The sequence below is a fragment of the Butyricimonas muris genome (assembly GCF_046365375.1).
GTDB lineage: Bacteria > Bacteroidota > Bacteroidia > Bacteroidales > Marinifilaceae > Butyricimonas > Butyricimonas muris.
This window is the reverse complement of sequence record NZ_JBKEIT010000008.1, coordinates 102,458-115,189: the sequence shown is the minus strand read 5'-3', so window position 1 is coordinate 115,189 and position 12,732 is coordinate 102,458. Positions and strand designations below refer to the sequence as shown.

Here is a 12,732-nt window from a genome sequence, read left to right as displayed (position 1 = left end):
TTTTCAGTATAAAAACTAAATTCGCGTTCCAAATCGTATAATAAATTATATTCACAATAATATGGGAAGAGCGTTCGAATACCGTAAAGCACGGAAGCTAAAAAGATGGGGCAACATGGCCCGCACGTTCACGAGAATAGGAAAAGAGATTGATATTGCCGTAAAAGCAGGAGGACCAGACCCAGCAAATAATACTCGTTTGCGTATCCTTATCCAAAATGCGAAAGCGGAAAATATGCCGAAGGAAAACGTGGAACGTGCCATCAAACGCGCCATTTCAAAAGACACTTCAGATTACAAGGAAATCGTGTACGAGGGATACGCACCTTTCGGTATCGCCGTTGTCGTGGAAACCGCTACCGATAACCATACGCGTACCGTTGCCAACGTGCGCCACTGTTTCTCCAAATACGGCGGCTCACTGGGAACAACCGGAAGTCTGGACTTCTTGTTCGACCGCAAATGCGTGTTCAAAATCTCCCGCCCCGAAAACTTCGACCTCGAAGAGTTCGAGTTGGAAATGATTGACTACGGTGCCGACGAAATCTTTGAAGACGAGGAAAACCACGTGATTATCTACGGTGCATTCGAATCATTCGGTGCTATCCAAAAATATCTGGAAGATAGCAAATACGAGATTACCAGTGGAGAATTCGAACGTATTCCTCTCGATACAAAAGAATTAACCGAGGAACAAAGAGAAACCGTCGACAAATTGCTGGAAAAATTAGAAGAAGATGATGACGTAACCAACGTTTATCACAACATTAAAGAATAATTTTCTTGCAGATTAAAAAATATTGTTGCATATTTGCACCCGCAAAACGGTTAAAACCGCTCGCAACAAGGAAGACTTCGTAGCTCAGCTGGTAGAGCAATTGACTCTTAATCAATGGGCCGTGGGTTCGAGTCCCACCGAGGTCACCGAAAATGAGCCACTTACGAAAGTAGGTGGTTTTTTTATAGGAAGTAAATACCCACCTAACTATAGAAAAGTCAAGTGGGTACCTTGTAGATTATTAACTACTTAATTTTTCTTCACGAAGATAGGATTCGAGTAAAACCATAAATCCTCGAAAGAGACTTTTGCCGCGGCTTCATTATTTGCCGTGGGAGTATCGACTAACGGATTTCCGTTAGCATCGGTTTCACCTGCTTTATTCAAGCCATGATTTGTTCCGCGTAACCTAAAATACGTATCCTTGGTAAGTTCCACCTCGTACTCGATCACTTTAACTCCCCCTTCTCGGGTTGTCCATTTCTGGCTCACGATACCATTCGCGTCAGTTACACCACCGACTGCATCGAAACGAGCGATAACTTTCGTTTTATCGTAATTGTCGATACTGTATTCCGCAGAACCTTTAGTTATTTTAGAACGCATTTCGCCGGCGATTAAATCGATATGATCAAGTTTTGGATTTGTCAGCGACGTGTACATGTTATTATTGTTTGTTTCAGGGTCCCGAACAACAATACTAATCTTGATTTTTTCTGTTTTTGCAGTATACGTTTGTCCCATGGTTGCCGAGCCGATAGAAAATTCAAGTTTATCAATCAGATCACCATGAACCGTAAATATATTACCGGAGCGAAGACCGTCAACAATACCTTGTGCCGTTTTTTCTTTGACAGACACATATGTTTTCTGGTATTCACCGGGATAAAAATCATCCGCCCCCTTACTGACATGCTTATGAAAATCGGAATTGGCAACTAACCAAAAATTCCGCCCTTCGGACAACATCGCATCCCAGAGTCCTCCGACTTGTGCTGCCATGATACCGGTACCGCCGTAAGTATAACTCTTTTTGAATGAAGATGAATTACCTATTCCTCCACGGTTCGCGGATGCTTGATGCCCCGGAGTACTTTCAAAAGCAACAAATACATCCGGTGCGACATCATTCAAATCCCGGAAATCGGATATAGACCATTTGTTCTGGCGTTCCGGGTGTGCAGGTACTATCCAACTTGTTTTCCGGTGATTAGCCTGCAACCAAGCCGCGGCTTCCATTGTTTTTTCGTGACCTGCTTTCGAGGACTTAACCCAACCGTATTCATTGCCGCCAGTCTGATCCTTGTCATTGTTATCAAACATATATTCAAACTGTGCCATCGCATCAGCATTTCTCGAAGCATCGGGACCATCAAATTGTCCCGTGATAATGCACGTACTCGCATGTTCGTGTCCCGCGGGGTTCCATTCCAAACCTTGCATGATAATCATATCTTTGTTTGCATCCCCGAAAGCCTTTGTCTGTAACCAACTATAATCTTTTATCGATTGCCAACGCCACATGTTTCTGCCGTTTGCATCCCCTTTAAATACGGTTGTTTCACTCCATCTCGGACATTCTCCCTCGAAATCCCCCTCACTGGCATCACCCCCGAAAGCACCCCCGTGTTCACTATTCACGGAGAAATCAAGGTCATATTTTTTAGCTTGAGAATAGACAAATTTAATTGGATTCGTACCATCCGAGTAAGCCGTGTGTTGGTGAAAATCTCCTGTCAGATACGTTCCGAATACCGGTTTTTCTTCTTCATTGCCTCCACCTCCGATTTCCGGATCGGAGTTTTCATTACAAGCCGAGAATAAAGCTACAACGAGCGCAAGTGATAATAATAAATTGTTTTTCATGTTTTCAAAGTTTCATTGATTAAATTTTGCGTCACAAATGTATGTACCCGATGTTACCAATAGATTTCAGAATAATGAAGAAATAGTAACGCCCTCTCGTAACAGGTTTTCCCGGGTGCAGGGGAATAACTTTCTTGTTTCTTTCACGTAAAAATCTCAAAATACACTATATTATGAGACACATCACTACATTATTCATGATGCTGGCCCTCGTGCTAGGCACCTTCGCGTCGCTAACCGCACAAAACATGACGGCTAAAGAGCAACGCAAACTAACCAGACAAGAACGTAAAATCGCTCAACAAAAAGAAAATGAACGATTGTACAAGGAAGCGATCCGGGCTCTGGAAAACAATAATTTTGTACTGGAAGCCCACCATTTGATCTTCAAAAGAGGTAGATCAACAAGTGTAAGTGCCACGAGAAATTTCATTTCTATGGCAAATAAAAAAGCTACCGTGCAAGTAAGTTTCGATACCCCCCGTCCGCTTCAAAACGGATTAGGCGGTTTCACTGTCGAAGGAAATGTATCGGACGTCAAAATGAAAACGGACAAGAACGGAAGCGTTATTTATAGTTTTTATGTCCAAGGAGTGAGTATTTCCGCATACGTGACTATTTCTCTCTCTCCAAGCTCTAATAACGTTTCGGCAAGGATTTCGCCCTCCTTCAATTCAAATACCCTTACAATGATGGGCAAACTTTTGCCACAGGAAAAAGCAAGTATTTTTGAAGGGATTAAACGTTAGTGCATACGTTCAGATACAACCACGCCCCTTCATCCCCCGTACAAAGGAGAGATGAAGGGGTATATTATTAAAAATCTTACGACTTTACATCCTTCGTGTCATCTTTTAACAAAAATGTACTATCTTTACATTTGTAACCTACAAACCACACGAAAGATGAAAAGACTATTCTTCACTATTCTTTGTTGTTTCATTTGTCTTACAGCCTATATGCAGGACAAGCCGGAATGGCAGGACGAAACGATCCCTTTTGTCGGGAAAGAATACCCGAGAACCCCGTTTATGACTTACGGGGATATTGACAAAGCCCGAGATAACGATTTCAAGGCTTCCGCAGACTACAAGTCTTTGAACGGTAAATGGAAATTCCTCTGGGTTTCTACCTACAAGAAACGCCCGATAAATTTTTACAAAACGGATTTTAATGATTCCGGTTGGGAAGAAATCGAGGTTCCGGCAAACTGGGAAGTCAACGGGTACGGGGTCGCCTTGTATACGAATCACCCGTACGAGTTTTGCCCCCGCAACCCGCAACCGCCACTTCTGCCGGAAGAAAATCCGGTAGGATCATATCGCAAATACTTCGAATTGCCGGAACAATGGGACGGGAAAGAAATATTCCTGCACATCGGGGCGGTGAAGTCCGGTTGTTACCTTTACGTGAACGGGACAAAAGTGGGATATAACGAAGATTCCAAAGATCCCGTGGAATACAATATCACCCGTTACTTGAAACCGGGACAGAATCTGATCGCTCTTGAAGTCTATCGCTGGTCAACGGGCAGTTATCTTGAATGTCAGGATTTCTGGCGTATCAGCGGGATTGAAAGAGATGTCTATCTCTTCGCGCAATCTCCCGTTCATCCTTGGGATTTCTCCATCCGACAGGACTTGGACAGCAGTTATACCAATGGACTTTTCGGGCTTGACCTAACCTTGGTAAACAAAAATCCGAAACAACCGGGACAAATCACCGTGCGTTATCAATTGGAAAGTCCGTCGGGTACACGAGTAGCGGAAGGGCAGAAAATAGTCAACGTCGATTCTATCGCCCGTGTTCATTTCGACACCACGATTCCACAAGTAGAGGCATGGACAGCGGAAACACCCCATCTCTACCAACTTTTTATTCAAATCGAACAATCGGGCAAACAAACCGAAATTATTCCTTTTCGGGTCGGATTCCGCAAATTTGAAATCCGGGGCAACCAATTCCTCGTGAACGGGCGTCCCGTACTCATCAAAGGTGTCAATTACCACGAGCATAACGAACACACGGGGCATGTACTCGGCGAAGCCGATATGCGAAAAGATTTCAAAACGATGAAACGCCATAATATCAATGCTATCCGTTGTTGTCATTACCCTCAACAACGTCGTTTCTATGAACTCTGTAACGAGTACGGTTTCTACGTGTGCAACGAGGCGAATATCGAATCCCACGGCATGGGATATGACCTTCGCAAAGGTCGCACACTCGGTAATAACCCACGCTGGCTGAATGCCCACATGGATCGCACCGTGAACATGTACGAAACAAACAAAAACTATCCCTGTATCACATTCTGGTCTCTCGGTAACGAAGCCGGGAACGGGTACAATTTCTACGTGACTTACAATTGGTTGAAAGCACAGGATACTTCTCGCCCGATACAATACGAACGGGCCGGATTCGAGTGGAACACGGATATTTATTGTCCCCAGTACCCGGGTGCCGACGCTCTCGAACGGTGGGGTAATTCACAAACAGACCGACCGTATATCATGTCCGAATACGCTCACGCCATGGGCAATAGTACCGGAAACTTCATGGATTTATGGAACGTGATCTATCGCTATCCCAATCTCCAAGGCGGATTTATCTGGGACTGGATAGACCAAGGCATACTCGTGAAAGATGAGAACGGTACACCATTCTGGGCTTACGGGGGAGATTTCGGGAAAGACGCTCCATCCGACGGCAATTTCCTGTGTAACGGTCTTGTCGGTCCCGACCGGGAACCGCACCCCGGACTCACGGAAGTAAAAAAAGCCTATCAGTACGTTTGGTTTCAGGCGGTCGATATCAGCAAAGGCGTCGTGAAAATAGAAAACCGTTATGACTTCACCAACCTCAACCAGTTCGCCATTGAATACACGTTGATCGGCGACACGGAAATTCTACATTCGGGAACTCTTCCCTCGCAAAATATCGCTCCGGGTAAAGACCGTCAAGTAACCATCCCGCTTAGGAATCTAAAGATAAAACCCGGCGTGGAATATTTCTTGAATCTACACGTGAAAACCAAAAAGCCCGCCTTATTCGCTCCCGCGGGCTACATCGTGGCTTCCGAACAATTCCAAATCCCGGTAACGACACCTAAACCCGTTTATCAAGCCGCCCCGGAACCAGTGCTTTCCATGGAAGAGAACGGACCGGAAATTCGTATTTCCAACCCGGACATGGAATTTGTCTTCCACAAGCAAAAAGGGTACGTTACTTCTTACCGGGTGAAAGGCGTACAGTATATAGCGGATGATTTCGGCTTCCAACCCAACTTCTGGCGGGGAGCCACCGATAATGACTACGGCAACGGTATGCCCCATCGCCTGCAAGCGTGGAAACAAGCCGGCAAGAATTTTAAAATCGCCGGAATCCGGACTTCTGCCTCGACAATAAGTACGAATCTGACAATCACGTATCGGTTGCAGGAAAGTAACACCCGTTACCACGTGTCCTACACGATTTATCCCTCCGGTTACCTGAACGTGGCCTGTCATCTGGAAGCTAATCCCAATGCCCCGGAAATACCCAGAATAGGTACACGCTTCCGTGTCCCGTCAGACCTCAACCAAATGGAATATTTCGGACGAGGTCCCGAGGAGAACTATCGCGACCGCAACCATGGGACACTCGTCGAACATTACAAGAGTACCGCCGAGCAACAGTACGTGCCTTACGTTCGTCCGCAGGAGAACGGGCACAAAACAGATGTCCGTTGGTTAGCCCTAACAGACAAAACAGGTAAAGGACTCCTCTTTGTAGCCGATTCGAATCTAATGGAATTTAACGTATCCCGCAATCGGATAGAGGACTTCGATAGTGAAGAATCCACCAGCCCTTACCAATGGCAAAACTTCACGAAAGACGAATCCCATGATCCGTTAATGGCACAAAACCGCAAACCCAAGCAAACCCATGTCAACGAGATCCTCCCCCGTAACTTCGTGGAAGTATGTCTTGACCACCGGATGATGGGTGTCGCGGGCGACGATAGTTGGGGTTCCCGACCCTACCCGCGGTACACGCTCTCTGCGAACCGTGATTACTATTGGAGTGTTATGATCATCCCGATCAACAATAACTCTGAAATTAACAACCACACGGGGTATCGGTATTTGCCATAGAAACCTCTTCCAACTTAACCAATTCCCAAGCCCGGTAAACGACAGCGATATAACGTATTTCCGTGAGTCCGGCTTGGGCTTTTATTTTTTTGTCATCGGCATATCGGCGCAATTGCTCTTTTGCCTCTTCCAGTTTATTGGCAACTTCTTGGTCTGTGGCTCCATGCTTTAGATACTTGAACTCCACCATGTAACTGTACTTCATTCCGGGATGATTCACCAAGTTCGGCGCCATCCACAGGTCGCAATATCCCTTTCCCAATTCTTGCTCCGACCAAATAGTAAGATCCAAATGCCCCCAGAAAGATTGTTCCAAACGATCGATATCCGGGCTCACTCCGGCAAAATTAAAACTCAATATCAAATATTTATTCCGCTCCGGTGTCGGGTGTTGCCCGATGTAATATTTCCCGAACAACTCCTCGAACGCCACGTCATAATAACTTTCCAGTATCGACAACCACAACGACTTCCCGAAACGACGAGGACGTATCATAAATAAAAATCGAGGAGAATTCTCCACCTCCTCGATAAAACGAGTTTTGTCCACGTAATAATAATCATCCGTTTGCAATAAACGGAAATCACTTAAACCATAAGGAAGTTTCTTCGTTGCCATAACCTGATATTTTAATCATCACAAAGTTACAACCTTTCAATCATTAAACATATTCGGTCCATAAAAAGATATTACTACCCGTATCCATAACAAAACACGTTGTCATTTCCAGAAATCAAATGCAACAATTCCAGAAAATGACAACGCATCCACATAAATAAGCCACCAAGGACTAATCACATTCTATTTCAAAACTCCCGAAATGCCCTGACATAGAATATTGCTTCCTGAGGAAGAAGATTAGCATCGACATAACAAGTACCATACCAATAATTATTCGTCATTGAACATCCCGCATTCCTCACATTATCAGTCATAGACAGTGTAGATGAAGCATAATAATAATCATTCCAACTATTCCAATCTATGTTTACCGGGGACGAATTAGCGACAGAAGAATTCCTAATTGCTTGATTAAATTGCGCCCATGTATCCGGATTACTAATTAATCGTGCGAATTTTTTTACCACGTTATGAGCTGGAAGCACCCAACCAGTTACCCCATCCACGTTCTTATCATTACACCATTTCATAGCGGGATAATTCTTTAAATCAGGATCTACCGCCAAAACTGCATTCAAATTAGCTTGAGCATTATCTCTATCGTATGCGCTCGGGAAGTAAGTGCCCATAGGAGCTGTTCCCCAAGCCAATTCAACTTCATCCATGGAAACAATCCACCCGTGTGTTCCCGTTTCGTCCACGTCGATAACAATTCCCTGTATTCCATGGCGGTCATAAAAATCGAGCACTTTAAATGTTGGCAGATCTTCGACAGCCTCGCCCAAGATTGGAGATTGTCCCTCTTTCCAAGGAGAAATATCCTTTATCCGAACATGACACTCTCCCTCGTCAATCACGACCTCCATGACAATCTGTTTACCGGATTCAAAAACCAACTCCTTGTCCGCATTCCAAACACAAGAATAATTACCGAGCGTAAAGATATCCAAAAATTGTTCTCCGACATGTATCGTCTGGGGCACGATAATAACCTCCCGGGCCATTTCATACCCGTTCGGTATATCTTGAAGCTCCCGGGCGACAACATTACCTTTTGCTCCTACCGGAGATACGGTTCCCGTTCCCAAATCTATATTGGCAGCGGTTTGAGTATTGCAAACGGATAGTTGCCCACCTATCAAACTCCCGGGCATGGAAGTATTACTTTTCACGTGCAGGATTATTTTACTCATCAAGTGGTGAAATGACAACAAAAGCGGTTCACTCGTGTAAGTTGCCGCATGTTTCGTCCATAAAAAATCACTTTGCCGATTCCCATCCGGAGTCAACGAAACGGTATCTTGCCGCAAATTAAGCTGAAAAGGATAAGCATGAGGCGCATCTTGAGCCTCCCGGTCATACGGAGCGTAAGCGTACACGTTAATTGTTGAACGATTGTTCCAAGTGGCACGAGGTTCGGCAACCAAACCTCCCGCACTTTGAGAAAAACGCATGTTATGTACCCCATCGGCATTAGCCAATTTTCCAGAAACATCGGTAGTTGATAACCAAATACCTACTTCCTGCCCTCCTTGAAACCGATAAGCAGTTTCCTCCACCGTCACCCCGTCTATCAAGGCTGACAGATGAAGTTCGGCTCCTGAAGTATCATTACCCGTGCTATCATCATCATTACATCCTTCCACGAACCACAAACAGAATAACATGGAAAGCCATATATAATATTGTCGTTTCATTTTATTATCTGAACTTTACTTACAACCCTTATTTCACTTCAATTTCAAATTCCTGCAAACAAGCCGGTTCCAATTTTATCCCGGGAGAACGATATATACACGTGACACCGTCAAATTCACATTGCAAAAACGCACACCCTTCTTCCACTTGCTGAGGAGGAAGTATTGCTTTATACAACATTTGCTCCGAATCGGCACAATACAACGCCACGCTTCCCATCGTCAAGGGAAACAGTTCCCCTGTCCCTAAATTAAGTTGCATATTAGTCGCTATCTCACTAGCGGTTACCTTCACGGGAGAACCTGCCACGATTCTATCTCCCACCAGTTTCACCTCAACCAAAGAAAATATATGCTCAAACTGAAGCTCCACGTCACCTTCGCTCAATCCTCGGGTATTTGCCGCACGCAAGACATCCGATTCCTCAACAGCCACCTCCGAGTTTTGTTTCGAATGTACACGAACATTTATTGCAGCAGGGTCAAAAGCCTCTCTTTGATACGGGTAATAAGCATAAAAATCAAGGGGTGCATTATCTTGACTCCAAAGTACCTTATCTATCGGGGAAGCCGGTTGCCAACCGTCCTCCGTTTTTACCCATTTAGCATTATGCGCTTGATTACCTGTTTGAGCGGGTATCGCCGAAATCCCGTCCTCCGTACGTTTCACCGCGTAAATCCCGATAGAATCTCCCACGGCGAACACCTCTTTGCTGGAACGGGCAAGCGCTGAAGCCTGAACTTTAAAATGAATTTCCCGAGGTATACTTTCCACCTCCGCATCTATCGTATGTACACATGCCGCCCCGACCACCGACAGACACAAGACAATTAACCATCTTACATTCATAATTCCACGATTTAAATTCCCTCTAATTCTTCCAATACTTTCTTAGTTACAGCCTCAGAGGGACGACTCATATTATTATCAATCACTTTTCCTTCCCTATCAAGCAATATAAAACGAGGAATCCCCTTTATTTTATAGTCAATCGCTATCTGAGCACTCGGTCCTCCCCATAATTGGATGCCTCCCAATTTCTCCTGTTCCACCATTTTAATCCAATTCCGTTTCCGTTCATCCATAGAAATACTCACGAAATGAATATTTTTACCATGAAATTCTTCTTCCAATTTTTTCAAGAAAGGAATCTCTGCCCGACAAGGTCCACACCACGTTGCCCATACATCAATGTAAATATACTTTCCTTTCAAATCATCCAAACTGACGGTATTTCCTTCCACATCCTCATAAACCGCACCACTGGAAACAACGTGTTGCCCTTTTTTCAATTTATTCCACATGGCATACACCTTTTCAAGCTCCTGCCTATATTCCGGTTTAGACACATATTTATCATAAGCCGTTTGGAAACCCATCAAAGAATCACCTCTTGTGCTTTCGACATACACGAGAGCCATATTTTGCACCATATCTTCCAAGATTCGAGGACTCTTAAAATATTGTGTCAATACCCTCAACCGCTCCTGTATTATCGATTCCCAAGAAGCTCCAAAATCGGTAAATGCCAACATAGCTACAGCTGACTTCACATACTTTCTATAAGCAGAAACTTGCCACGCTTTTTCATCATCAATTAATTGTCGAGCTATGTATTCTTTTACAATAGGAGTTTCTCCTCCCTTAAAAACAGCACTTGTTTTATTTCCCCCTTCCCAAAAATGTTGAATCGGATAACTCGTCACGCCTTCCAGCACTTGATAACGGGCACGCATTAATTCTTTTTCTTCAAATTGTTTATTCAATTTATACTTGTGAATTGTTTTCTTATTTTGTTTTAGAAGTTGCTCTATTTTCCGAAGATAAGTCGTTTCATCTAAAAGAAAATCTTTATCCTCCATAGAGCCCAGTTTACACGTGTTCAAATAAGTATTAATATCTGCGTTCTCTCCTTCAAAACGAAGATCCAAATGTATGGCGATAAACTCTCCTTTTTCATTCGGGACCACGCTTATCATCAGATCTTTTCCCGGTTCTAAATAGAGAGTATTAGCACTAAGATCAATACTCAAAGTGAAATAAGCAGCTTCTTTTAGTGATAAGGATATCACACTTTTCCGAGACGAATCGTAAGTCAGCACTTCATTAAAATTCGGACCGGACAAACTAACCTTCGGCCTCTGAAAATATTGGCTCAAATCAATTGTCAATTTGGTTTCTTGTGCGAACAAACGAGAAGAACAAGTAACAAGTAGCAAAATCAATATAAGTAAAAATGTTTTCATAGTATTATTTTTTATATTTAATCTTTAATCATTATTTCCGATCCTCTAACTTTCCGGTAAAAGCGAATTTAGATTTATACATCCAGCGAGAAGGACAACGCTCTAAATGCAAATGAATGCGAGCAACTTGATCAACCGTAATGGAATTCTTGTAACTGTAACTATCCATCACATTATACGAGGTAAAGTATAACGTATTTTTATCCGTGCTATTTCCCTTGCTATTATTTTTAAAAACAGAAGAAAAATCATTCCAATAATAAGGAGTGTCCGAACAATAATCAGTATCGCCATTCACGAAATTCGTTTCCCCGTATGCTTCCACACCCCGAGTTGTAAGCAATCCTAAATATTGAGACATCGCCGTTGAAATTTCAAAATAATCAGCGGATTGCAACGGATTCAAGAAATGAGACATATTGACAAAGAAACCAATATCCGTGGGACGCTCTGGAAAAGTTGCCGACAAGGCTCCGGCATTCAATCCGGGAATAGGATTTTCAGGCTGATCTATCACGTTAGGTCCTCTCACGATAAAAGACGACCCTCTAGGATCATTAATTAACCAAATATTCAAATAGTTCCGGTAATCATACATTAACGTGCTCCCCTTAGACATAACATAAATCTGATAATCATCGCTTTCTTTAAAAACGACAGAACTCTCGATCTCGTAATAATGTATCCCCGGATTCTCTAATTTAACCCCGTTATTATCATATTCCGCCAATCTAAAAGTAATTCTGGCATTCCCCCCGTTAGGGTCAGTCGTGGCTTCACCATTAAAAACGTCATTCAATCGCTTTACATTTTTCTCCACAGTTTCCGGGGTAATATCAATAGGTGCTATACTCGGATTTTTAGCAGGATGCAAAACATGAAAGATCACGGGGATTTCTATTTCCTCGTACTTCTCCCGCGGTAAGGACCTTACCCGAATCTCCACTTCTTCGCTCGTCAATTCCCCCGCCTCCACGTGAAAACGAATCGTACGTTCCCGCGTATCGGTAGTGGAAAAACTAAAATCGGAATACTCATTCCCGGAATCATCCAGCAAACGAAACAATCCTGTCGGCAAAAGATCTGCCGGAATCAACGAAGTATCCCGAACAATTCCCGGTATGTAAATCGCACTATCCCCCTCGTAAGTTGGTGTATAATCAGGTAATTCCAATATATTGTAAGCCTCCGCATAAAACTTCATCGTGGCTTTTCCGTCCGGCAGCAAAGTATTGTGGTCAGCACGCAACCGAACCAGTTTAATATTTCCTTCCGTAACGGGATTTTCAAAAAAGAATTCGTCATCCTTTTCACATCCCCCGATAAACAAGGAAATCAGTATCAAATAAAATATCTTTTTCATAAACGACCTATTATAAATTTTCA

The 12,732-nt window shown here is 43.5% G+C and carries 9 protein-coding genes, 1 tRNA gene and 1 pseudogene; 4 read left to right on the top strand and 7 right to left on the bottom strand.

Annotation, left to right across the window (positions count from 1 at the left end; genetic code table 11):
* Window positions 1-61: 61 nt before the first annotated feature.
* Both ACK8P8_RS14120 and ACK8P8_RS14115 read left to right on the top strand, forming a co-directional pair.
* Window positions 62-778, top strand: coding sequence for a YebC/PmpR family DNA-binding transcriptional regulator (locus ACK8P8_RS14120; RefSeq protein WP_099291457.1), 717 nt, complete (start codon window positions 62-64; stop codon window positions 776-778).
* A gap of 73 nt (window positions 779-851) precedes the next feature.
* Window positions 852-924, top strand: a tRNA-Lys gene (locus ACK8P8_RS14115).
* A gap of 103 nt (window positions 925-1,027) precedes the next feature.
* Here the strand turns inward: ACK8P8_RS14115 and ACK8P8_RS14110 are convergent.
* Window positions 1,028-2,644, bottom strand: coding sequence for a CehA/McbA family metallohydrolase domain-containing protein (locus tag ACK8P8_RS14110; protein WP_099291445.1), 1,617 nt, complete (start codon window positions 2,642-2,644; stop codon window positions 1,028-1,030).
* Window positions 2,645-2,817: 173 nt separating this feature from the next.
* On the opposite strand from ACK8P8_RS14110, the gene ACK8P8_RS14105 reads away from it, so the two are divergent.
* Together ACK8P8_RS14105 and ACK8P8_RS14100 are read left to right on the top strand one after the other, a co-directional pair.
* On the top strand, window positions 2,818-3,393 hold the full coding sequence (locus tag ACK8P8_RS14105) for a DUF4251 domain-containing protein (protein WP_227216417.1): 576 nt from the start codon (window positions 2,818-2,820) through the stop codon (window positions 3,391-3,393).
* A 156-nt stretch (window positions 3,394-3,549) separates the two neighbouring features.
* Complete coding sequence (locus ACK8P8_RS14100) at window positions 3,550-6,780, top strand: glycoside hydrolase family 2 TIM barrel-domain containing protein (RefSeq protein WP_369860381.1); 3,231 nt, start codon at window positions 3,550-3,552, stop codon at window positions 6,778-6,780.
* Here the strand turns inward: ACK8P8_RS14100 and ACK8P8_RS22250 are convergent.
* From ACK8P8_RS22250 to ACK8P8_RS14075, 6 genes and pseudogenes are all read right to left on the bottom strand, one after another.
* A complete protein-coding gene (locus tag ACK8P8_RS22250; protein WP_444860994.1) occupies window positions 6,746-7,072 on the bottom strand; it encodes a PD-(D/E)XK nuclease domain-containing protein in 327 nt (108 codons plus the stop codon). The two genes, ACK8P8_RS14100 and ACK8P8_RS22250, sit on opposite strands and share 35 nt — an antisense overlap.
* A pseudogene (locus tag ACK8P8_RS22245) lies at window positions 7,073-7,399 on the bottom strand (AAA family ATPase); the annotation flags it as partial. It abuts the gene before it with no gap.
* Window positions 7,400-7,587: 188 nt separating this feature from the next.
* Entirely contained in the window at window positions 7,588-9,099 is a 1,512-nt protein-coding gene (locus ACK8P8_RS14090) for a fimbrillin family protein (protein WP_369860383.1), read from the bottom strand.
* A 28-nt stretch (window positions 9,100-9,127) separates the two neighbouring features.
* A complete protein-coding gene (locus ACK8P8_RS14085; RefSeq protein ID WP_369860384.1) occupies window positions 9,128-9,949 on the bottom strand; it encodes a fimbrillin family protein in 822 nt (273 codons plus the stop codon).
* Window positions 9,950-9,960: 11 nt separating this feature from the next.
* Complete coding sequence (locus ACK8P8_RS14080; RefSeq protein WP_099291438.1) at window positions 9,961-11,346, bottom strand: TlpA family protein disulfide reductase; 1,386 nt, start codon at window positions 11,344-11,346, stop codon at window positions 9,961-9,963.
* Between the two features lie 31 nt (window positions 11,347-11,377).
* Entirely contained in the window at window positions 11,378-12,709 is a 1,332-nt protein-coding gene (locus tag ACK8P8_RS14075; RefSeq protein ID WP_369860385.1) for a hypothetical protein, read from the bottom strand.
* Between the last annotated feature and the right edge of the window lie 23 nt (window positions 12,710-12,732).